Below are 21,950 nucleotides of genomic sequence, written 5' to 3' on the forward strand. Positions count from 1 at the left end.
AGACACGAAATTGGGGCAAAGGCCCCGAAAGGAAATCACTGAGTGCAGGCTCCGGCAACGGCCTCAAAGCTGAGCTGGAACTGGTCGAGTCCGAGGGTTGCATTGGTGTTGTCGAAGATCATGCCAACCGGTACCGGGTTGTTGTGGTAGACGGTGAACTCGAGGTTCTGTGAGGGTCCGGCTATCGGGTTCGTGTAGTTACCTGCAAAGAGCAGGACGTTGTCGTGGTTGCTCTTTATGTCAACACAGATCGGGTAGTCGGTCCCGTTGTTCTCCCACAGCTCGTTGCTTACGTGGAACATCTCCTCAAAGACGTAGGTTGTGTTCGGGCTCATACCGTTCCCGCCCCAGTCTGGGTGGTTTGGGTTAAGGTCACTAATGTCAACGTAGAGCTTTCCAGCGTCGTAGGTCACGTAGGGCTGAAGGGCGGTAAGGTCAATCAGCTCGTTGTCGTCGGCGACGACGTTGAAGGAGGCGCTCCTGTCAGCGGAGTAGTACCGGAAGTTGGCACCCGCCCCAACCGCTAGGAGCATTCCAACCATTAACAATGCCAGTCCAAATAGTTTGTTCATCTTTCATTCCTCCTTCACTGACCGCACTTGCCGCTTAGATCAGCCGGCTCTGTGCCTAGCCTGTAGGCTTCAATGTGTATCGGAGTGTCCTGAACGGTTCCAGGTGCGTCGTTGCCAACGGTGAAGTCCATGCCAACACTAACTGCGTCCCCGTTGTTCACAACGAAGCAGACGTCGTTCTTTGCCATGTCGCTGGCGTAAACTGTCTGGCCGGTTGCACTGTCATGTATATTCTCATCTGCGCCGTAGAACTGGATCGCGGTGTTGTCGCTGGTTATCCTGACGACTATGGCCATCCCATCTTCCCAGAGGTCGTTGCTCACGTTGAACACTTCGTCAAAGTTGTACTCCGAGTTCGGGCTTAGACCCATTCCGTAGCCGGGGTAGTTCGGGTTGTTCGGGCTGATATCCACAACCAGGACGCCGCCACTGTTTATGTACGCGTAGGGCTGCACCGGGGTCAGATCGATGAGCTCGTTGTCATCGGTCACGATCTTCCAATGCACACTCCTGTCCGCGTTGTAGTCCCTGAAGTTAGCTCCAGCCCCTAAAACAAGGCCAAATGCCACCAACAGGCCAAAAATGCCTAAAGCAAGATTCTTTCTCAATTTTTTCGCCTCCTTTTGGAGGCACTGTGGAAACAGGCTCAAACCATTCGTGAGTGCAGGATCTTTAGAAAGATCCGCTGCCTTTCCACAAACACTCAGGATGCAATCCTCTGCAACCATCGCAGTGCCCCTTGGCGGGCAACCATTACGGTCGCTCCACACTCTCATAGTTCCCCGGGATATATATGAAGTTGGGAGTTACTGAGGAGTAACTTGCCATTACCGGCCATTATCCCGAAGTTTTTCCGGCTTTTTCCCGTCCTGAGGCTGTACTATGCGGTAAGTTCTCTTATGCTGGATCCCTGCGATCAGAAGATACGTCAGCGAGGCTATGAGAAGGAGGAGATTCCCAAACCAGAGGGCGGTTACGGCAAAGATGAATGAGATGCCAGCGTAGAAGGCGCTCCAGCTTATGTCGTTCCTCTGAACTACTTCCATATAGAGGGTGACGTTGTCCGGAACCCGAAGCAGGGTTATGACGCCGCGTTCGAAGGTAAGGATGCCCTCCCTTTCCAATTTGGGGATGTGGGTCTGCATGAGACTGACGTAAACGCTCTTCCTGTGCTTTCTGTCGGTGTTGCCCTCCCTCTCCGCGATGTAGTCAACTATGTCCCTGAGCTCCGCTTTTCCGTTCCGCATCTGGAGGAACTCAATCAGGAGCATCCTCCTTTCGTTTCCAAGGATCATATTGGAAGAGGCGTTATTGTTGATCAACAGGCTCACCTCAACCGATAATGCTTTCTGCGGTTGTACCTGCCCCCGTTGTAAAAGGCCTCGACGATACCCCTAAGAACCATGTTCCGGAGAATCCTCTCAACCTTCTGCCGGTTGCAGTCAACACCCATTTCGTTCAGAAACCTTGTGATAAAAGCAACGCTCAGCGGCCCCCTTTTCCGGAGGAGGGCTTTTATCTCACACTCTAGATTTACGGTTCCGTTCATTTTCTCACACTCCATTATGACCATTAACTGCTGATTAAAACCGGCAAAAACACCAAACAAGTTACGCGAATCTTACCTAACTCTACTTGGCCACACTCCTTAAAAGGGTTCCTGAAAAGTTCGATTCTCCAGCCTTCTGTAGCGAAAAACAAATCTCTCAAAGGATTATTTAAAGAAAAATCCAACTTAAAACCGGCCAATGGGGCCCTTTAAACCATCCTCAAAAAACCGAGCTGAAGGGTTTAAATCTGATTTCCACATCGCACAAATCCCCCAGCAAACTCCACAAATCAACAAGGCATAGGATATTACCCAAAGAGGGCTTGAATAACCAAGCCATTACCAAAAGAGCAGTTATGATGAAAAGTAGAATATGGGGTTCGAAGTTCGTCTGGAGCCCAGTTGAATGGTAGCCCCGCGGGGATTCGAACCCCGGTCGCGGGATCCAGAGTCCCGCATGCTTGGCCGCTACACCACGGGGCTGTGCCCGTTGATAGCTGTTTTGCAGGATTTATAAATTTTACTCTCCTTCCCCAATAAAAGTATGGCTCAAAAAAAAACATAGGGCTAAAAAGGGAGAGGACGATCAATCATCACTTAAGGAGCATCCATTTTGGGGGTGCAGGGGCGTAGCCCCACTCCAGGGGTTTGAGAGTACAGGAAACTTTGCTTGCAAAGTTTCATCAAAGTTCGTGGTTCTTTGTTAAAGAGCTGATTTTAACAGGGATTTTCTTTAGAAGCCTCATCTCTCATTGGGAATTCCAGTTTTAGCGAGCTTGTTCTCTACGAGTTTGTTTTATAATCGACGCCCGAAGGGCGTCAAGGAGAGATAAACTCTTTTTAGTAGGCCGAATTTTGGAATTCATGCCTTTTTAGCCTGTGTATTACGAAAATCATTGTAGAAGGGCAATTTTAGAAAGAACCACAAACCTTGATCAAACTCAAAGGGACTACCGTCCCGTGCGTTGAAGCAGAGCTTCAACGTCGCGCAGGCGAATAAAGTTTGCGGGATAAAGTTTAATCAAAAATGCCCTTCTCACAAGAATGCCCAAAACATCAAGCGTGCATTTTTCATATCTCTAAACTAAGAGGGTTTAACATTTAAAAGTAGCCTTTCAAGAGGTTTGCTTTTTGTTCTGGCGTCCGAAGGACGCCTTGTGAGGAGCAAACGCTCAAAAACAAAAATTGGTGAGTAAACCCCTTGAGAACTCGTATTTCCAAAAGAGCACATTTTCTTCCGCCAGCGCTTGCGCAAGCAAGGGCTGAATGGCGGGCCCGGCGGGATTCGAACCCGCGACTACCGGCTCCGAAGGCCGGCGCCATGTCCCCTAGGCCACGGGCCCTCAAAACCGTTTTAAGCTGGCCAAAAATAAACCTTGCGGTGGTCTTAATGATGCTACCCGACTGGAAGATCGAGAAGGAGATTCTAATAGAACCGTTCAACGAAAAGTCCCTCCAGCCTGCTGGCTATGATCTCAGGGTTGGAAAGGAAGCGTACATCAACGGCGAACTGATAGACGTGGAGAGGGAGGGAGGCATTGTAATTCCCCCGAAGACTCATGCCCTTATCCTAACCCTAGAAAGGGTTAAGCTCCCCGACGATGTGATGGGAGACATGAAGATAAGGAGCAGTCTAGCTAGGGAAGGTCTCCTCGGCTCCTTTGCCTGGGTTGATCCCGGGTGGGACGGAAACCTAACGTTGATGGTGTTCAACGCCTCGAATAAACCAGCTGAGCTTGAATACGGGGAGAGGTTTGTTCAAATAGCCTTCATAAGACTTGAGGGGCCCGCGAGAAATCCGTACCGCGGAAACTACCAGGGGAGCACGAGGATAGCGCTCTCTAAGAGAAAGAAGAAATCTCAGTGAAAAACGTTCGAATGAGAATCCTCTTTCTCTTTTCATGACCACCGTTTTAACAGGGAAGGTAAATTTTGGTACATTTGTCTGGATCATAAACCACACAAGAAGACGGACAACCGAACGAATGAACCCAAAAGAAAAGTTGGTGAAAATAAAGGGAAGAGGAGTTCAGCCGAAGAGGGCGCCGAGACCGGCGAGGGCCTCCTCCTCGCTGGCCTCCTCTTCCTCTTCCTCCTCTTCCTCCTGAGCGGCCTCAGCGGCGCCGCCCTCAGCGACCGGAGCGGCGGCAACGGCAACCGGAGCGGCAACCGGCATGGCGGCCTTCTCGATGACCTCGTCGATGTTGACGCCCTCGAGAGCGGCAACGAGGGCCTTTATCCTGGCATCGTCGGCGCTAACACCGGCGGCCTCAAGGACCTTCTTGAGGTTCTCCTCGTTTATCTCCTTACCAGCGGCGTGGAGCAGCAGAGCGGCATACACGTACTCCATTTTTCACACCTCCAATCATCTTCATCTTTTTTGTTTCACACAGATAGGGGAAAGTTGAAACGAGATCAGCCGAAGAGAGCACCCAGTCCTGCAAGGGCCTCCTCTTCGGACGCCTCCTCTTCTTCCTCTTCCTCCTCAGCCTCTTCCACCTTCTCCTCCTGGGACGGCTGGGAGGCTACAACCATCTGCGCCTGAGCGTTTAAAAGCTCTTTGGTCTTCTCGTCAAGCAGCTCCTCCGGAAGGTTCTGGGCTATGAGCAGGACTGCACGAAGGGCCCTGCCAAAGACGTCCTCGACGGTCTCCTTGGTGATGTAGCCAGCCTCGACAGCGACGTTCTTCGCTCCGAGGAACGCCTTCTGGATGATCGCCTCGATGGTCTGGCTGGTCGGGTAGGCCGTGTTAACTGACAGGTTGAACGCGTGCATGTAAGCCTGCTGGAGCATGTTGATGTACTCGCTCTCGTCGATTGCAAGGACTTCCGGAGTGTAGACGAGCCCGTCCTCGTAGGCCGCGAGCAGATTGAGACCGACCTCGAGCGGCTCGATGCCGAGCGCGTTGAGGATCCTCGCGAGCTGGTCGGTTATGACCTCACCGGCCTTGAGGACGGTGTAGTCCTTCTGGATGCTGACCTTACCCTTCTCGATCCTAGCGGGGATTCCGAGGGCCTGCATCTCACCGACGAGCGGGCCCGGAGCGAGTGAGGTAGGTCCGGCTGGGATGACGACATCGTGCGGAACCGGCACACCGGGCTTGGCCGGGGCCGGAGTTTTGCTCTCCTCAAGGAGCTTGTAGAGCTTGAATGGATTCATCTCGGTGGCGAGTATTGCCGCACCGCCCTCTATGTGGTCGATGAGCTTCTCAAGCTCCGGCTTTCCGAGCTCCTGGGCGGCCCTCTTTATGGCGAGCTCTATGAGGGTGTTCCTGCTCACACGGAGGAGTGCCTTTCCACGGAGCTTGTCACGCATCTTCGAGAGTGGGTACGCTGGGACGCCGGCCACGTCGACGAGGGCTATCACTGGGTAGCTCTTGAGAACGTTGGTGAGCTCTTCCACTTCCTTCTTCTTCCACTCAGCTACGTGGGCCATCTTCCTCACCTCTCAACCTTAACGGCCGGGCCCATTGTCGTCTTGACGTACACTGACCTCACCTGGTTCTCGCCGCGCTCAAGCTTGTTGATAATGGCGTTCAGTACTGCCTCGGCGTTTTCAGCGAGCTTCTCGTCGTCCATGTTCTCGGTTCCCACCCTGGCATGGACAACGGGGTTGTTCTTCAGCTGTATCCTGACGGTTCTCTTGAGCTTCTCTACGATCGGCTCGAGGTTGGTCATTGTCGGCGGAACGACCTGCGGCATCTTGTTCCTCGGACCGAGGTACCTACCGAGGTACCTACCGATCTTCGGCATCAGCGGAGCCGCGGCAATGAAGAAGTCGTACTTCTTGGCTATCTTCCTGGCTTCCCTTGGACTTTTAGCAAGCTCTTCGAGCTGCTCTCCACTAATCACATCAAGCCCGAGCTTCTTAGCCGCCTCGGCAACGGCACCATCAGCGATGACCGCGATCTTCGGTTCCTTCCCACGACCGTGGGGCAGCACAACCTCAAGCTTGAACCTGTTCTCGGGTTTCTTCAGGTCTATGTCCTTGAGGTTGACTGCCAGCTCGACGGTCTGTGTGAAGTTGCGCGGCTTAGCCCGGGCCTTCGCCTCCTTCACCGCTTCCACGATTTTCTGTCTATCGAAGGCCACTTTACAGCCCTCCTTTTCTTTTTTGATTTTAGCAACTACGAAGAATCAAAGATGCGTAAAGGGAGGTATTTTTAAACTTTTCCCCGACGATTAAATGCGGAAAAAGAGGCCTCACTCGGCCTCCTCAGCCTTGGCAAAGACCTCGTCATAAACCCCTTCGTCGATCTCCCTCTGGACTTCCCTGGGATCCTTGCCCTCAACGGTAACGCCCATGCTGAGGGCGGTTCCAATGACCTCCTTGGCGGCGGCCTTGATGTTCGGTGCAAGCATCTGGTCGATCTTGGCCTTGGCGATCCTGATAACGGCGTCCATGCTGAGGTCCCCGACTGGGCTGTGGCCGGGCTCGCTTGAGCCTTTGGGAGCGCCGATCTCTTTCTTGATGAGCTGGCTGACCGGCGGGACACCGACTTCGATCTCAAAGGTCTTCTTCTTGGGGTCCGTAACGATGATCTTGACCGGAACCTGCATTCCCTCGAAGTCCTTCGTGGCCTTGTTTATCTCATCGACGACCTGTTTAACGTTAAGTCCGAGCGGACCGATGGCCGGACCGAGCGGTGGTCCAGGTGAAGCCTTTCCTCCCTCAACGAGAACTTCAACGACCTGTGGCATCTTTCTCACCTCTCAACCTGTAAACCGTTCACTCCTTTTGGTGTTTGCTTATAAGTCTAACGTATTCTCCCCTCACTGTGACGGGGATCGGGACTATCGCACCTATGAGCTCAACGACGATCTCGTCCTTCGACTCGTCCACCCTGACGACCTTAGCCTTCTCGCCCTTGAACGGGCCGGATATCAGCTCAACGATGTCTCCAGGTTCGAAGCCGCTAACCGCTGGCTTCTCTTCAAGGAAGTGCTCTATCTCCTCGAATCTGACCTCGCCGGGGAGAGTACCCTTGGCGTGCCTTATGCCCTTTATGGCCTCGTCCACGGCGCTCTTGTTGGGCGCCTCAACGAAGATGTAGCCCTTGACCTTGGATGGTGCCAGTATGGCGTAAACAGGAAGATTGTAGGTCTTTACTTTGCTGTAGATCAGCTTTGCGGTGGTCTCCTCCTGCCCCACCGTGACCCTCACTGTGAATATCTTGCTCCCGTCCATGGAGATCACCCGGACTTCAGAGGCCAGAATTTCCCATAATCAGATAGCCGATCATGGTTATCAGCAGGCCGATGGTTCCGATGATAATCATTCCTATACCGGTGATCTTGGCTGCCATCTTATACTCCTTCCAGCTCGGCTTCCTCGTGACCAGCAGTACCCTCCTGGATTCTGAGAGGAAGTTCTTGATCTTATCACTAAAGCTCTCGGCCATCATGAACACCCCTTTCTGCACTTAGTTAAGCCCAGATTAAAAGCAAATAAAAAGGTAACGGTTGGATCAGAACTCCTCAAGGTCGAGTCTAACTACTCTCCGCTCCTCCTCGTAGGACGGGGTCTCCTCCTCAGCAACCGCGTAGGGAGAGCTGACCCCAGTAACAACGAGGAGAATCCTTATCATCTTTCCAAGCTCCTCATCGAGCTGGATACCCCAGATGACCTGGGCCTCGGGGTCGAGCTTGCTCGTGACGAGCTCGATTATCTGCTGGGCCTCTTCGAGCTTGACGTCGCTTCCGCTGATGCTTATCAAAGCGCCCTTGGCGCCGCTTATGTCAACGTCGAGGAGCGGGCTGTTCAAAGCCTGCTGGGCGGCCTCCAAGGCTCTCTTCTCGCTGTCGCTCTCGCCGATACCAATCATTGCAACGCCGCCGTCCTTCATGACCGCCCTTACGTCGTTGAAGTCGAGGTTGACGAGACCCGGCTTGGTAATGAGTTCGGTTATGCCCTTGACTGCCTGGACGAGTATCTCGTCGGCTACCTTAAAGGCCATGTGAATCGGCAGGTTCGGGGCAACCTCCATTAGCTTGTCGTTCGGGATGACTATGACCGTGTCGCTGGCCTTCCTTAGCCTCTCAAGACCGTATTCGGCGTTCTTGATTCTCCTTATTCCCTCAACGGTGAAGGGAAGCGTAACCACCGAAACGGTGAGGGCCCCCATCTTCTTGGCCATCTCCGCTATTACCGGGGCGGCTCCAGTACCGGTTCCACCGCCGAGACCGCAGGTAACGAAGATCATGTCGGCACCTTCGAGGGATTCCCTTATGTCCCTCTCGCTCTCCTTGGCGGCCTCTTCACCAACCTTCGGGTTGTTTCCAGCGCCAAGGCCCCTTGTGAGCTCCTTGCCTATGAGGATCTTTTTGTGGGCCCTTATCTTCAGGAGATCCTGGGCATCGGTGTTAACGGCTATTATCTTCGCCCCCTGGATGCCGACCTGCATCATCCGGTTTATGGTGTTACATCCGGCCCCACCAACGCCAACAACGTATATCTTGGCCTGAATCTGCTCAAGAAGCTTCTTAAGCTCCTCGTCAACATCGCTCTGGGGAACTGAAACATCGGGCACTGCCTTTGATCCAGCGGCGGCCGTCGTTTTATCAATAGCATCCTCAATCAGTTTCAACATCTTCCGACCCTCCGGGTGCAATTTAACACCTGCAACCAATTGCAGGTGGAAAGTATATAAAGTTAGCTACATAGTCCTCCAATGCTGGGTTATGTTGATTTTGAAGTCTTTAAACCTTTCGTCACGTTTCAATCCCTGATGAACTCAAGGCCGAGCTTCGATGCCAGTTCTCTTGCCATCTGCCGGGTTTCTCCCCTCGTGCCCTTCCAGTCCACGTATACAGCCTCGATTCCACCGTGGGTCCTTTCTATAGCCTTCAAGAGCATGGCCTCATCAACGGGCTGGGCGTACTTCGGGAGGATGTGACCGAACGCAAGATCCCCTTCGATGGCCCTTTTGGTCTGCTTCGGGGCGTAGTGGCCGCCGCCGATCCCGAGGGCCGGCACAAATTTTCTCTCGGAACTTCCCCTGTCCAGCTCGCGGAGGATATAAACTATGGTCTCGGCCAGTATCTCGCCGGCACGGTCGTTTACCCACTCCTCCTCGCTCGATCCTATCTCGATAAACAGACTGGGAACATCCAGCTCGCTCGGACCGTGGTGGGTCGCCTCGTAGCAGACCGTCCAGCCCAAATCGTTGAGCTCGTTAAGCTTCAGCAAAGCTAGCTTCATGGCATATGGATGGGCAACTGCAAGGCTCTCGTCCTTTCCCCCGTACATGGCTTTCCCCCAGTTTCCTGTAACGTGGGTGGTAAGAGCCGGCATCTTGGCCTTGCTGGAGTGCCTCGATGCGAAAATTATGAGCTTTGGCTGGGTTCCAAGCTGCTCCTCGATGGCCAGGTCAAGGTTGTCGTAGTAGATCATCTCCTCGTTGGTTGTCAGTATGACGTCACCACCCCTTCCAAAAACGGGGTTTCCGTCAAAAGCCTCCCCCAGTTCTTCAAAACCGAAGTGCTCGATGAGCTTCTCTTTAATGTTCATCGAAGCAAGATCAACCTTAGTCGTCATTATTACCCTCATTTTCCATCCCAAAGCAGGGATAAGAAGAGAACTTATAACGTTTATTGAAAAAAGGAAAACTCAGCTGAGGGCCATGTTGATTATGGTCTCCCCTATGTTCTCAAGGTACTCCATAATCCTGCGGTAGCTCTCCTTAGCGCTCGATTCCTTTGAATCCGTGGCCCTTATGAGATCCTTGAGCTCAAGCATCAGTTTGTCAATCATCTTCAGATCCCTGTCCGAGATCCTGTCTAAAACTGATGTGAAAAGTTCCTTAAGCCTGGAAAAGTCGAGGGGCTCCGGATTTTCGGAGATGCGGATTATATGATCCCCGATCCTCTCGATGTTCCTGACTATGAAGAGGATCCCGATGAGATCGAAGTGCCTCTTTATGATGCCGCTCTCCTCGGAAACTGCCCTCTGGGAGAGCAACCTGTTGACCGTTCTTATCGTGAGGAAGTAGAACCTGTCAAGCTCGTTTTCGAGGTCGTTCAGGTCTCTGAGCACCTCCACCTCTCCCGGGCTCTCGGCCAGGAGCTCAAGGTCCCCGATCATCGAGAGCACTATGGAGCGTATTCTCATGAGTATCTCCGAGAGGTTTACCTCCCTCTCGTCCAGGAGGCTCTTCGCTATTATCCTCTGGGGCTCGTCGAGTATTATCTCCACACCAGGAAGACCCTGGAGGATCTTTCGTATCTTGACCTTGTAAAAAGGCATCTCGTCTGAGAAAGTTATCTCCAGCGCATCGTATCCTTGGATGTAGGCTGAGATAACAAGTCTGGCGGCCATGTCGGGAGAGTACTCCTTCGAGATTTCAAGCTTCTTTTGCTCCCCGATGTCCTTCGGCTCCTTTGGAAATATCGTGATGCTCCCATCGGGATTGATGATCAGCGGAACAACATCACCCTGCCGCAGGTTGTTCTCAAGAACCCACTTCTTCGGAAGAGACACTATGTATGAGCTCCTGCCGGTAAATTGTATCTTGCGGAATTCCATACCCAGCTCACCACTATATAGAAAAGCCGCCGAGTTAAATAGATTTCGGAGAAGGATAAAATCAAAAAATAAGACTCAAGGGGCAGAGACAGCTTGGCATGCCTGCGTGCTGGGGCTGACTCCAAAAGCCTCGGGGTGAAGGAACTCGGCCATCTCCTTTATGGCAACGACTATCCTTGGGCTGGGCCTCTGGTAGGCGTTTGAATCGGTGGCGGTGTAGACCCTTCCTGATTTCACGGCCTCCGTGGATGCAAAGGGCCCACTGCAGAGCTCGGTGGCATTGATGCCAGCGGTTGGGAGGACGACGATCACATCCGGATCCCTGGCGATCACCTGCTCTTCGCTCACCTTCACCCAGCCGTTCGTGTCGTTGAAGACGTTAACTCCTCCGGCGAGGGTTATGACGCTGTCCATGAAAGTACCCTTACCCGCTGTCCAGTAGCCCTGGTAGTAGCTGAGGATGAAGAAGACCTTGGGCTTGGTGAGGTTGGAAACCTTCGATGAAACGTACTCTATCTCACCCTTCATGTCCCCGATGACGAGCCTGGCTCCCTCCTCCCTGTTGGTGATCTTCCCGAGAAGTTCTATCTGCCTGTATATCCCGTCAACGCTTTTAGGTGCAACGATAACGACGGGGGCGATTTCCTCAAGCTTGTCCAGGATCGAGAGGGAGTAATCGTCCGCGATTATGAGGTCCGGCTTGAGGCTCGCTATGATCTCAAGGTTGGCGTACTTGCCGTATCCACCAACCTTCGTTATGTTCTTCACGGGAGCCGGCCAGTCGGCCCACTGGGTAACACCGACGAGCTTGTCCCCAGCACCTATGTAGAACAGCGTCTCCGTTATGCTTGGCGCCAGCGAGACTATTCTCTGGGGTTCCTTCTCTATAGTGACCGTCCTGTTTTCAAAGTCCGTAATGGTCATAGGATACTTCTCGGCAAAGGCATCGGGGTGGAGAAGTCTGGCCAGTATCTCAAGGCCGTTGACCAGCCTGGGGCTCGGATGAATGAGGTCGTTCTCGTTCTCTATCATGTATATCCTGCCGTCCCTAGCCGCTGTCGTTCCCGAGAACTCGTGGTAGGCGTCCTCTACGTCCATACCGCAGTGGGGCGTGAGGATGATAACCTGGGGATCCCTAACAAGGACCTGTTCCCTGCTGACGGTCGGCCAGCCGTTCGTGTCGTTGAAGATGTTAACGCCCCCGGCAAGGTGTATGAGCGTGCTTATGAAAGAGTCCCCACCAGCGGTCTGCAGGGGGTTGTTCCAGACCACGTAGAAAACCTTAACCCTCTGTTCGGAGGCAACGGCAGAGCTTATCTCATCCAGCTGGGACTGGAAAGTCGAGACAGCTTCCTCCGCCTTATTCTGGGCATTGAAGACCTTGCCGAGGAGGATAAGATTGCCCTTTATGTCATCAACGGTATGGGCCCTGAGGACAACGACTGGGGCGATCTCCTCAAGCTTATCAAGGATGGCCTGCGAGTAGGTGTCCGCGATTATGAGGTCCGGCTTGAGACTCGCTATGATCTCAAGGTTGGCGTACTTACCGTAGCCGCCTATCCGAGTCACGTTGTTCACAGCCCGGGGGAAGTCGTCGTAGTCTGTAACGCCAACGACCCTGTCAAACAGACCCAGATAGTAGAGATCCCCAGTTATGAAAGGTGCTAGGGTGACGACCCTCCGGGGTTCTTTCTTGATTTCAACTGTCCGGTTGAGATAGTCGGTAACGTTCAGCGGATAATAAGGCCTTTCTGTGGCAGTGGTCGTTGTTGTAGTTACTGCAGTCGTGGTAGAGCTTGAAGAGGTAGTGGTGGTAGTTTCGGAGTTTGGTGTTGCGGTTTTAGCCGGGGTGGGGCTTGAAGTGGCCGAGCCGCCCCCACCGATACAGCCGGCGGCAAAGACCGCGCCCAGGAGAAGGAAAACCAGCAGGAATATGGACGCTCTCCTCATTTTCACCACCTGGATTATTTGTCCACTGGGAGAACAGTGTACCAGTATATAAACGTTTGGATAAACTATCCAATAAAACCCGAAGAAGGAATCCACCGGAGTTCAGAGTATCCACGTGCCTAATACCGGACAACCAAGCAACCCAGAAGAGCTGTAGGACAAACAGAATACCAGGTTGGTGGGGCCGCCGAGATTTGAACTCGGGTCCCCGGCTCCCGAAGCCGGAAGGATAGGCCAAGCTACCCCACGGCCCCATGCAAAGCAGAGCTAATGCTCAAATCGCCCAAGAGAGGGCGCTTAAGACTTCCACAGCGCTCAGCGCTGTGCAATACTCCCCTACTGCATTTCCCGCGTGATCACGCCCAACGGCATATGACCATCACCAACCCAACTTTAAAAACCTTATGGTTAAACAAAATAGTTCAACAGACACAAGAAGAGAAACTTCCCAGGTTGGGCCCATTGTTAAATGAAGTTACCCATTGATTAAATCCGCACGTTTGCTTTTTAGCAAGTCCTTCAAGATAAGAGTGTGTATTATCAGATTCAAAAAACTTAATATTTTCAAATCCCAATACAAAATAATTGGTTTCCCTGGAGGGTAAGTCATGAGCCGGAGAATATTCATCCTGCTGTTCCTTGTTACAATTCTATTTGGAAGCAATATCCCGCGTTTAGGGGTAGCTTCATCGGAAGAGGGCGTACGCTACGTTATTACAATTGACAACACCAGTGAAGTCATTACAGTCGAAGCGTACTTCTCAGGTGTTGATGACCCACAGCTAACCTTCACACTTCGAGCGGCAGACTACTTTGAAAGGAAAGGAGTGCCCTTAACCGTCACATTGCTGGAGACCGACGGTAATGTTTTGGAGGGCGAGAAGTATGGATGGACGGTACAACCAAACGGAAATTCTGTGTACTTGAAATACAAAATCGAGGGGTATACCTTGGAGAGAATAGCCGGGGTTCCAGGGGATATCAAACATAGCGGAGTCAGTACCACAATGGCCATAATTAACATGGAGGCGATACTCGCCGTCCCGTACGACAAAAGGAGCTACCAGCCCATAGATGAATACTTAAGAAAACCTGCCACTGTGGAGTTCAATATACCCGATAACTGGGAGATTTTTGCTCCCTTCCACGTGAGCAGTTCGAACGTGATCAGAGTGAACATGGTTTATGACATCCTGAGGTCCTTCATTGAAATGGGAGAAGTTTCGATTGAGTACACCGGAGAATTTTATGGAGTTAAAACAAATTATGTGCTCTTCAAACGCCCCAACCTCCCGAGAAACGCCCCCAATAGACCCGCTCAAATGCCGTATCTCTTTAGCGATATGGACAGGAGAAAAGAAGCGGAGAGGTTAATGCGGGATACTGCACACCACTTTCACGTGCTCTCTCAACTCCTTGATTACGTCCCCGCCGAAGAGATAACAATTACGCCAGCGGCCAGCGGTTGGATCTATGGAGGAGGTTGGTGGCAGATAGATGACGGATTTAGGCAGGATCAAATTGCCCATCATGTTGTTCACGAGTGGTGTCCCCCAGTAATTACAATATCACAGTCCCTCAATGGCGTGACATGGGTTTTCTGTGAGGGACCTGCCGTGTATTATGGGTTCAAACTAGCATACAATTATACCCACGATAAGCGATTTTTGGGAAAATACTATGCGTTGTACCTTATGTACAAAAGAGGGATTCAAGAGAGGCTTAGTAGTGGGAATGATCCCCTCTACCAGCCTACGTTAAGTTATGGGTATACCCCACTACTGCTCTGGTATTTTGATGAGGAGATTAGGAAGCAAACCAACAACCAGAGCAGTCTGGATACAGTATTTCGGTATCTAGTCCGCACTCCTTACAAGGACATAAACGTTGACGAGTTCATTACGGCCATCAAAGAGTCAACGGGAGTTGATTTTTTAGAATTCTATCACAACCATGCAATAGTTGATTTTAGCCTTCCGCTGGACGCCTACGCCGAGAAATACAGGGACGATTTCTCCTACCTACTGGACTTCCAGAGAAAAAACAATGAGGCCCCAGATATCCTGTATTATGCGCTCCTCGAAATGGAAGCAAAGTATGGAAACCCAGACTTGACGCCAATTCTGCCTCACTCTTATCTAAAAGGGGACTACCTGGTAACGGGCCCACGGTATCTCAGCTTCATAAGGGAGCTAGCAAACAATTACCCTTTAACTGAGTCCAAGTTCGTTGAGATATTGAACAAGTACACGGAGGACAGATCCTCTGATTTCTTCGAGTTCTACACCAAATACGGCCCACGGCCGCCCAGTATAGAGTCGCTCAATCTGTGGATTACCGGTGACTACAGCAGACTCGTCCGGAAAAGCGTGTACATTGACACTCTGATCAACAGGCTGGCCCAAGTAGTGCCAAAAGACTCCGAGTACTACAATCTCCTCTCAACTGCAAATTCAAGTTATCTGAAGGGAATAGCGTTCCTCGACACCAATAAGTTCAACGAGGCGGAGGAAGAGTTTAACGAGAGTATCCGAGCCCTCGACGAGTTATACACCTTAGATTTGGACAACGATGGTGCCAGGGACGTTTCAGAGTTGTTCCTCGGGCTCAGCACAACCTCCCATGACTCTGATAGAGACGGAACTCCCGATAAGGACGAGGTTGCGGGGAAGTTCTCGGTGGATGGTGTTGGGGACGAGTGGGACAGTCATGGGGTAGCGAAAAGGCTTAGCGTAACGTGGGGTTCCCGGGAGTACGTTGAGGACGCGAGGCTCTACAGGGACGGCGCTTACATCTACGGAAAAATTGAGCTTTCAAAACCCGTTTACGATATCGAACGGTATGCCATCGTATTCCGTCTGGACTTTGACGGTGACTGGGGCACGTTTGATGATACGGTGTTCTTTCCATTGTTTACGGAGTTCTCCTTCTGGGGGACTGAATTCAATTATGGGGGGCCATACTACACTTGGGGGTGCATGAACGAGTACGAGGTTATCCACAATAACACGATCGAGTTCAAGATCCCAGTAAAAACCGTCGAGGAGTACTACGACTATTTCTCATCATACATCCCCAACGTATCCTCTAGCATCCCTGCATCTATTGTGTTTGTCAAATTGGACGCCTATCTGAATACCGATTGGGGCAAAACCGCTGGTATGGATTTCAATTTAGAACTGCATCCAGCAACTCTTTCAATAAATTCTGACCCATCCGGAGCCGAAGTTTACGTTGATGGAGCTTACGGAGGAGCAACACCGTTAACCCTAACCCTGGATCCGGGAACTTATCAGATAAAACTCTCCAAAGAGGATTACGAAGACTACACGACCACAGTAACACTTGAGCCGGGCGAGAACAGGACTCTCTCGGTGAATTTAACACCGGCATTTGGCTACCTAACGGTTTACTCCAGCCCACCCGGAGCCGATGTTTATGTTGACGGGGCATTCGTTGGAGCAACACCGTTAGAGGATTATAAACTCTCAACAGGGCAACACGAGTTAAAGCTCGTTAAGCAGGGTTATGCTGATTACATTAAAACAATAACAATCAATCCCGGCCAGACTACGGTAATAAACGCGGAACTGAGTGCAAACCCTGCAACACTAACAATAACTTCAAACCCTCCTGGAGCTAAAGTTTACATTAACGGAACCTACCTGGGGGTAACACCGCTAACTCTAACTCTTGACCCTGGGACTTATCAGATAAAACTCTCCAAAGAGGATTACAGGGAGTACACGATCACAGTAACACTTGGCCCGGGGAAGAATAGGACTATTAACACTGACCTCCAGCCCCTGTTTGGTTATCTTACCATTACTTCATCCCCACCAAACGCGGGAGTTTACGTTAATGGTTCCTACGTAGGCAAAACCCCCTTAACGGGCTACAAGCTTCCGACGGGGGAACACACAATCAACGTCAGAAAAGACGGCTATTATGACTACTTAACCACTGTAACCATTGAAGCGGGCAGTACGACAGCCATCAACGTGACTCTGACGCCCAGACCAGTGACATTTGCAATTAATTCTGACCCATCTGGAGCTAAAGTTTACGTTAACGGAACTTACAAAGGCGCAACACCCTTAAACATTACCCTCAATCCCGGAACTTACAGGGTTGAACTCTCCACGGAAGACTATGAAGATTATATCATCACAATAACCCTTAACCCAGGAGAAAATAAGACAATCTCTCCAAAGCTATCCCCTCTTTTCGGTTACCTGTCAATACCTTCGCCTGAAGGGGCGAAAGTTTACGTGGATGGTTCTCCCATTGGCACGACTCCGATTACGGGCTACAAGATCTCGAAGGGTGAACACGAGTTAAAAATCGTCAAGGAGGGTTATGAAGAATACTCTGCGAACATTACGATAACCGCCGGAAAAACACTCTCTTTGACCCCCAGGCTGAAATCAATATCCACAACAACCACAACATCCAAACCGAGCTCTACAACCACTAGAACTACTAAAACTCCAGCCCACACTTCAACTGCTACTGGACGAACCACTACTACTCCTCAAACAGCCCCATCTGAGACAAGTAGCGTGCCCATGACCAGCTCTAGCTCAGAATCAGCGGGTACTAAGTCCAGTGGCTCCATCTGCGGCCCAGGACTCTTCTTAGGTGGGGCAATACTGGCCTCAATGCTAAGAAAAAGGGAGAAGTAATTTTCTTCCTTATTTTCATTCCACCAGTCGGGCTTTTCCAACCGAGTCATTGAAAAAAAAGAAAAACAAACGGTTCACTTTCTTAGCTTCCTCATAAGGAGCGGGGGAAGCGATAAGAGTATGAGCACTCCAGGGCCACAGACGCCTCTCCTTTCCGAACTCGAAGTCGTTTGAACCGATTCTAGAGTCACATTTACCGTTTGAGTCTCGCCCGGCTTAATAGCTACTGCCTGCATGAAATCCCGATGCCCAGCTTTCTTCACCTTAACCGTGTGCTCCCCGGCTGGCAGTTTGTAGCCTTCCAAAGGAGTTTCCCCAACCTTCACGTTATCAACGTACACTTCAGCCCCCTCCACGTTGCAATAAACTCTCAAGAAGCCAAAGAGCGGAGTAAGAGTGACGTTGAGGGTTGTACTCTCCCCGGGGTTAAGTGCCACCGTTTGAGTCAGGGCCTCATACTCGTCCTTTGCAATCTTGACTTCATACGTACCCGGGAACAAACTCAACTTCAACGGAGTTACCCCCTGGTATTCATTGTTAACGTATACTACTGCCATCTCTGGAGTGGCTGTTATTGAGAGAGTTACGGGAAGCGGCTCGAGCTTGAGGTCAAGGCTCCTTGATTCCCCCGGGTTTAGAGTTAGTGCCTCCTGAACTCCCTTGTACCCGTCTTTTTCAAGCCTCAACTCGTGGATTCCGTGAGTCAAGTTCAGTGTTAGTGGGGTTGCCCCTTTGTAAGAACCATCAATATACACCGAGGTTCCCGAGGGTTCTGAGAGTATTGTCAACGTGGCCGGTTTGGGTGTCAGGGTCACATTAATGGTTGGTGCACTTCCAGGTGTAATGGTGATCGTGGTTGAGTAGCTCCAGTAGCCTTCTTTGGAGAGGTCTATCCGATAAGTCCCAGGGTTGAGAGACAGAGATAACGGGGTTGTTCCCCTGTGAGTCCCGTTAACGTAAACTTTAGCTTCAGATGGGTCAGAATTAATTGCAAATGTCACTGGTTTGGCTCTTAGTTCTGCCTTTATCACTGCAGTTTGAAGGGGCTTGATTGTCACTATTTTAATGTAGTCAGCGTAACCTTGCTTAGAGAGCTTTATATGATAAGTCCCAGGGTAAATGGTCAGGTTTAGAGGTGTTGTTCCAATATAAGTTCCATTAATATGAACCTTAGCCCCTGATAGGTCAGAGGTTATTGAAAGAGTTGCAGGTTTTGGTGTTAGCTGAGCTATTATTGTCGCTGTCTTCAATGGGGCAAGAGTTACTGTTCTTGTGTAGTTCTCATACTTTTCCTCAGAGAGCATTATCTGATAAGTTCCCGGTGTCAACGTGAGATTCAATGGAGTTACTCCTTGATAGGTTTCATTAACGTAAACTTCAGCTCCCTGGGGAAAAGATGTAACCTGAAGATAACTCTCGTCCCAGTATTGTACCTGGACTTGCGCGTTTGAATCGACGATTTGCGCGTTTGAGTCTGTAATTTGTGCGTCTGTTGTTTCAACGTTAGGCGTCGGTGTCGTTATTTGGGCAGTGGTTGTCCGGGGTTCAGCGTTTGTATCCCTGCAAAAGTCACAACCGGGCAACTCCCCACTGAGAGGCAACCGGAGAACCCAGACATCATGGTTGCTACCGTAGCTATGAGTAGAGCCAGATGTAATAATGTCCCCATTCGGGGCTAAAGAAACCCCATAAGCCTCCTCCCAGTCCCATCCCCCATAGTTTTTTTGCCATTTTATATTGCCCATCTCATCAAGATCGAGAACCCAAACATCCATACTACTGGCCTCGAAGCTTCCAGTTCCACCCGCGATCACGATATCCCCATTGTCAGCTAAGGCAACCGCACGAGCCTCTTCGCCACCCCAAGCTCCATAGGATTTTTGCCACTTTATATTTCCGTCCTCATCAAGCCTAAGAACCCAAACATCTGAGTAACCAGCGCTAAAACTTTCAGTGTAGCCTGCAACGATAATGTCTTCGTTGGGAGCTAAAGCAACTGCATAAGCTCTCTCCCAGCCGTCTCCACCTAAAGTCTTTTCCCATTTTACATTACCATTTTCGTCAAGCCTTAAAACCCAGATATCACCCTTGTAGGAACCTGCAACAATAATATCTCCGTTTAATGCAACAACAATTGCATTAGCAACACAGCTTTCTCTTTCGTTATAAGCCCTCTGCCATTTTATGTTACCACTCCCATCGAGCCTAAGAACCCAAGAATCGACTTTGCCCGTGCTAAAGCTGTAAGTGTATCCAGCAACAATAATGTCACCATTGTCAGCGATAGCAACCGCGTAAGCACCATCTCTTTCGTTTCCCCCATAAGTTTTTTGCCACTTAACATTACCCTTCTCGTCAAGCCTGAGAACCCAAACATCAACATCACCAGCGCCAAAGCTTATAGTGTGCCCTATTATGACAATGTCCCCATTAGGGGCTATAGCAACCATATAAGCCTCATCTCTTTCATTCCCTCCGTAAGTTTTCTGCCACTTTATATTTCCATCTTCATCAAGCCTAAGAACCCAAGCATCAACGTTGCTTATACCAAAGCTGTAAGTCCAACCAGCAAGAACAATATCCCCATTGTCAGCCAAAGCAACCGCGCGAGCTCCATCTTGATTGCTTCCCCCGTAGCTCTTCACCCAGTGGTGGGTGCTTTCAGCGGCAACTTCTGTTTGGGATGATACAAGAGAACCCATCAAAAACGTAGCCAATATCAAGATAATAACTTTCTTGCGCATTTTCTCTCCCCCTTCACACAGCAAAATCCACGAAGAAGCTTTTTCAGCTCCTCTCCGCTTTTTTCCATCTGCCCCTTCCTAAGAAACGTTAGGGTGACCATTGCCAAAAGCAAATTCCGCTGGATCAATAAGAGGCCTGCTCTCACCCTAAACGCCCTACTAGCTCAATCTGTAACTATCACCACTTCATTCCTTTTATAGATTCCTATTCAAGGGATCTATCGCCGATTCGAGACTAACAACTTTCGAAGGCCACCTATGAACTGGATACCACCATGACCATAATTCAGGATCATAGCAACCATTTTGCTCTCCATGAGCCGCACAAAGATGCACTATAATTAATGCATTCATAACCGGCCATTTTTAAAATTACAAAATCCTTATAACAACCTATGTACTATAACTTTAGGAATCCAACAAGAACTTCAAATAATAAATAGTGGACTCCAAAAAGTTAGGAGGTAGCGCCATGAGGAGAGCCGGTATCCTGGGGCTTGTTCTCGTCCTGGCTTTGGCCACTTACCCCACTGTTGGGGCCGTGATGGAGCACTACTGGGCAAAGACCTTTGGGTGGCAGGGAACGGACTACCTTGTAGATTCAAAGATACTTGAAAACGGGGACATAATTCTGGTGGGGAGTACACGGCCTTCAAAAATTGACTATTACGACATCTGGGTAATGAGGCTAGACAAGAACGGAAGCGTCAAATGGGCAAATAAATATGTTGGATATGAGGATTCCAGGACTTATTCAGTCGCAACAGATGGAAGAGATATAATAGTGGCTGGAGGCGTCGGAACCTCCGGTTTGAGGGGCGTAGACGGAAGTATCCTCAGGCTGGACGAGCAGGGAAATATAAAGTGGCAGAGAACTTACGGAGGAAGGGGCGACGACTGGATACTCCGTATCACTCTAGCACCCAACGGGGACATAATAGCGGTGGGAAAGACGTCCAGTTTTGATGCAAAAAAGTGGGACGCGTGGGTTATGAGACTGGACGGCAACGGGAACGTGAAGTGGCAGAAGACCTTCGGGAGCGAGTACGATGATCAGTTCAACGATGTTACGGTGGCTGATAATGGAGATATAATTATAGTCGGAGACTACAGAGCCACAGGCGCGGACGGAGGCGGCGCCTCAGTGTGGGTGGTCAGGCTCGATGGCAACGGGAACGTGAGATGGCAGAAGACCTACGGGGGAAACCGTACGGATTCTGCCACGGCAGTTTCCACGACACCAGACGGGGAAATTTTAGTTGCAGGGATTACCCTGAACTTCGGCGCGGGGGGATACGACTTCTGGGTGCTCCGCCTGGACAAAAACGGAAAGATCAAATGGCAGAAGACTTACGGGGACATCCATGACGATAGCGCATATTCCATTGTTCCAGTAGAAAACGGCGACATCCTCGTAGGGGGAACCTACGGATCCATAGGTGACCGTTCAGACGCAGATATCTGGATCCTCAGACTGGACAGGGATGGAAACGTGAAATGGCAGAAAGCTCTTGGAGGCAGCATGAGGGAAGAGGCCCGGCTCATCGCAGGCAACATGGGTATAGTGGCGGTCGGGTACACGAAAAGCTTTGGAGCCGGAGGTTACGATGGACTGGCTCTCCGCCTTCCCCCAACGGGGGAACTCAGAGATTGTAGCTTCTGTAGGGAAGCCAACTTCACCTCAACGGTCTCAAAGGCCAAAGTGAAAACACCCGAGGTCACCATAAAAGACGTGAAGGCGGTCGTTGACAGGACATACGCATATTCCAAAAGCGTCACCCCGGAGAGCAAACTTCTCTGGTCAGAGACCATGAACGTTACAAGCTCACCAGAAAAGAACCAGAGGGAGGACAAGATATGTGGGCCAGGGGCGTTTGTTGGGGTAGCGATGCTGGCTTTACTGATGAAAAAACGCTGATTCATTATC

General features: G+C 50.7%; 18 protein-coding genes and 3 tRNA genes. 3 read left to right on the forward strand and 18 right to left on the reverse strand.

The window, feature by feature from the left end:
- Positions 1–35: 35 nt before the first annotated feature.
- From A3L09_RS09750 to A3L09_RS09775, 6 genes are all read right to left on the reverse strand, one after another.
- Positions 36–572: a DUF1102 domain-containing protein gene (locus A3L09_RS09750; protein WP_088858770.1), complete on the reverse strand. Its 537-nt coding sequence runs from the start codon at positions 570–572 to the stop codon at positions 36–38.
- Between the two features lie 14 nt (positions 573–586).
- The gene (locus tag A3L09_RS09755) at positions 587–1,180 is read right to left on the reverse strand and encodes a DUF1102 domain-containing protein (protein WP_088858771.1); all 594 of its coding nucleotides are present in this window, start codon (positions 1,178–1,180) and stop codon (positions 587–589) included.
- A gap of 219 nt (positions 1,181–1,399) precedes the next feature.
- Entirely contained in the window at positions 1,400–1,867 is a 468-nt protein-coding gene (locus A3L09_RS09760; RefSeq protein ID WP_198362306.1) for a DUF7344 domain-containing protein, read from the reverse strand.
- Between the two features lie 32 nt (positions 1,868–1,899).
- On the reverse strand, positions 1,900–2,121 hold the full coding sequence (locus A3L09_RS09765) for a hypothetical protein (protein ID WP_088859055.1): 222 nt from the start codon (positions 2,119–2,121) through the stop codon (positions 1,900–1,902).
- Between the two features lie 407 nt (positions 2,122–2,528).
- Positions 2,529–2,604 (reverse strand) — tRNA-Gln (locus A3L09_RS09770).
- A gap of 784 nt (positions 2,605–3,388) precedes the next feature.
- Positions 3,389–3,464: transfer RNA gene (locus A3L09_RS09775), tRNA-Arg, on the reverse strand.
- Positions 3,465–3,511: 47 nt separating this feature from the next.
- Here A3L09_RS09775 and dcd point away from each other — a divergent pair.
- Positions 3,512–3,988 carry a dCTP deaminase gene (dcd, locus tag A3L09_RS09780; RefSeq protein WP_232473633.1) on the forward strand — a complete coding sequence of 159 codons (477 nt, stop codon included), beginning with the start codon at positions 3,512–3,514 and terminating at the stop codon, positions 3,986–3,988.
- A 162-nt stretch (positions 3,989–4,150) separates the two neighbouring features.
- On the opposite strand, the gene rpl12p is transcribed toward dcd, so the two are convergent.
- The 11 genes from rpl12p to A3L09_RS09835 all read right to left on the reverse strand — a co-directional run bounded on the left by rpl12p (position 4,151) and on the right by A3L09_RS09835 (position 12,848).
- A complete protein-coding gene (gene rpl12p, locus A3L09_RS09785; protein WP_088858773.1) occupies positions 4,151–4,471 on the reverse strand; it encodes a 50S ribosomal protein P1 in 321 nt (106 codons plus the stop codon).
- A 65-nt stretch (positions 4,472–4,536) separates the two neighbouring features.
- Entirely contained in the window at positions 4,537–5,556 is a 1,020-nt protein-coding gene (locus tag A3L09_RS09790; RefSeq protein ID WP_088858774.1) for a 50S ribosomal protein L10, read from the reverse strand.
- Positions 5,557–5,561: 5 nt separating this feature from the next.
- On the reverse strand, positions 5,562–6,212 hold the full coding sequence (locus A3L09_RS09795) for a 50S ribosomal protein L1 (protein WP_088858775.1): 651 nt from the start codon (positions 6,210–6,212) through the stop codon (positions 5,562–5,564).
- Between the two features lie 111 nt (positions 6,213–6,323).
- On the reverse strand, positions 6,324–6,821 hold the full coding sequence (locus A3L09_RS09800; protein WP_088858776.1) for a 50S ribosomal protein L11: 498 nt from the start codon (positions 6,819–6,821) through the stop codon (positions 6,324–6,326).
- A gap of 28 nt (positions 6,822–6,849) precedes the next feature.
- Complete coding sequence (locus A3L09_RS09805) at positions 6,850–7,308, reverse strand: transcription elongation factor Spt5 (RefSeq protein ID WP_088858777.1); 459 nt, start codon at positions 7,306–7,308, stop codon at positions 6,850–6,852.
- Between the two features lie 16 nt (positions 7,309–7,324).
- Positions 7,325–7,522, reverse strand: a complete 198-nt coding sequence (locus tag A3L09_RS09810) for a protein translocase SEC61 complex subunit gamma (RefSeq protein WP_088858778.1) — start codon at positions 7,520–7,522, stop codon at positions 7,325–7,327.
- A 66-nt stretch (positions 7,523–7,588) separates the two neighbouring features.
- A complete protein-coding gene (ftsZ, locus tag A3L09_RS09815; RefSeq protein ID WP_088858779.1) occupies positions 7,589–8,710 on the reverse strand; it encodes a cell division protein FtsZ in 1,122 nt (373 codons plus the stop codon).
- Positions 8,711–8,838: 128 nt separating this feature from the next.
- Positions 8,839–9,669, reverse strand: coding sequence for a D-aminoacyl-tRNA deacylase (locus A3L09_RS09820; protein WP_088858780.1), 831 nt, complete (start codon positions 9,667–9,669; stop codon positions 8,839–8,841).
- Between the two features lie 60 nt (positions 9,670–9,729).
- Positions 9,730–10,644, reverse strand: a complete 915-nt coding sequence (locus A3L09_RS09825) for a phosphate signaling complex PhoU family protein (RefSeq protein ID WP_088858781.1) — start codon at positions 10,642–10,644, stop codon at positions 9,730–9,732.
- 75 nt (positions 10,645–10,719) lie between these two features.
- Positions 10,720–12,594: an ABC transporter substrate-binding protein gene (locus A3L09_RS09830; protein ID WP_088858782.1), complete on the reverse strand. Its 1,875-nt coding sequence runs from the start codon at positions 12,592–12,594 to the stop codon at positions 10,720–10,722.
- A 176-nt stretch (positions 12,595–12,770) separates the two neighbouring features.
- Positions 12,771–12,848: transfer RNA gene (locus tag A3L09_RS09835), tRNA-Pro, on the reverse strand.
- Between the two features lie 354 nt (positions 12,849–13,202).
- On the opposite strand from A3L09_RS09835, the gene A3L09_RS09840 reads away from it, so the two are divergent.
- Positions 13,203–17,279, forward strand: a complete 4,077-nt coding sequence (locus A3L09_RS09840; protein WP_088858783.1) for a PEGA domain-containing protein — start codon at positions 13,203–13,205, stop codon at positions 17,277–17,279.
- Between the two features lie 74 nt (positions 17,280–17,353).
- Here A3L09_RS09840 and A3L09_RS09845 read toward each other — a convergent pair whose 3' ends face one another.
- Positions 17,354–20,023, reverse strand: a complete 2,670-nt coding sequence (locus A3L09_RS09845; protein WP_088858784.1) for a PEGA domain-containing protein — start codon at positions 20,021–20,023, stop codon at positions 17,354–17,356.
- Positions 20,024–20,495: 472 nt separating this feature from the next.
- On the opposite strand from A3L09_RS09845, the gene A3L09_RS09850 reads away from it, so the two are divergent.
- Positions 20,496–21,941: a CGP-CTERM sorting domain-containing protein gene (locus A3L09_RS09850; protein WP_088858785.1), complete on the forward strand. Its 1,446-nt coding sequence runs from the start codon at positions 20,496–20,498 to the stop codon at positions 21,939–21,941.
- Positions 21,942–21,950: the final 9 nt, after the last annotated feature.

It is taken from the genome of Thermococcus profundus (genome assembly GCF_002214585.1).
Classification (GTDB): domain Archaea; phylum Methanobacteriota_B; class Thermococci; order Thermococcales; family Thermococcaceae; genus Thermococcus; species Thermococcus profundus.

Excerpts from the sequence above, each read along its gene's own strand:
- A3L09_RS09845 (WP_088858784.1), bottom strand. The coding sequence starts at position 20,023 with ATGCGCAAGAAAGTTATTATCTTGATATTGGCTACGTTTTTGATGGGT.
- A3L09_RS09850 (WP_088858785.1), top strand. The coding sequence starts at position 20,496 with ATGAGGAGAGCCGGTATCCTGGGGCTTGTTCTCGTCCTGGCTTTGGCC.
- A3L09_RS09810 (WP_088858778.1), bottom strand. The coding sequence starts at position 7,522 with ATGGCCGAGAGCTTTAGTGATAAGATCAAGAACTTCCTCTCAGAATCC.
- A3L09_RS09765 (WP_088859055.1), bottom strand. The coding sequence starts at position 2,121 with ATGAACGGAACCGTAAATCTAGAGTGTGAGATAAAAGCCCTCCTCCGG.
- dcd (WP_232473633.1), top strand. The coding sequence starts at position 3,512 with ATGATGCTACCCGACTGGAAGATCGAGAAGGAGATTCTAATAGAACCG.
- A3L09_RS09820 (WP_088858780.1), bottom strand. The coding sequence starts at position 9,669 with ATGAGGGTAATAATGACGACTAAGGTTGATCTTGCTTCGATGAACATT.
- A3L09_RS09825 (WP_088858781.1), bottom strand. The coding sequence starts at position 10,644 with ATGGAATTCCGCAAGATACAATTTACCGGCAGGAGCTCATACATAGTG.
- A3L09_RS09760 (WP_198362306.1), bottom strand. The coding sequence starts at position 1,867 with ATGATCCTTGGAAACGAAAGGAGGATGCTCCTGATTGAGTTCCTCCAG.
- A3L09_RS09830 (WP_088858782.1), bottom strand. The coding sequence starts at position 12,594 with ATGAGGAGAGCGTCCATATTCCTGCTGGTTTTCCTTCTCCTGGGCGCG.
- A3L09_RS09805 (WP_088858777.1), bottom strand. The coding sequence starts at position 7,308 with ATGGACGGGAGCAAGATATTCACAGTGAGGGTCACGGTGGGGCAGGAG.
- rpl12p (WP_088858773.1), bottom strand. The coding sequence starts at position 4,471 with ATGGAGTACGTGTATGCCGCTCTGCTGCTCCACGCCGCTGGTAAGGAG.
- A3L09_RS09800 (WP_088858776.1), bottom strand. The coding sequence starts at position 6,821 with ATGCCACAGGTCGTTGAAGTTCTCGTTGAGGGAGGAAAGGCTTCACCT.
- A3L09_RS09840 (WP_088858783.1), top strand. The coding sequence starts at position 13,203 with ATGAGCCGGAGAATATTCATCCTGCTGTTCCTTGTTACAATTCTATTT.
- A3L09_RS09790 (WP_088858774.1), bottom strand. The coding sequence starts at position 5,556 with ATGGCCCACGTAGCTGAGTGGAAGAAGAAGGAAGTGGAAGAGCTCACC.
- ftsZ (WP_088858779.1), bottom strand. The coding sequence starts at position 8,710 with ATGTTGAAACTGATTGAGGATGCTATTGATAAAACGACGGCCGCCGCT.
- A3L09_RS09750 (WP_088858770.1), bottom strand. The coding sequence starts at position 572 with ATGAACAAACTATTTGGACTGGCATTGTTAATGGTTGGAATGCTCCTA.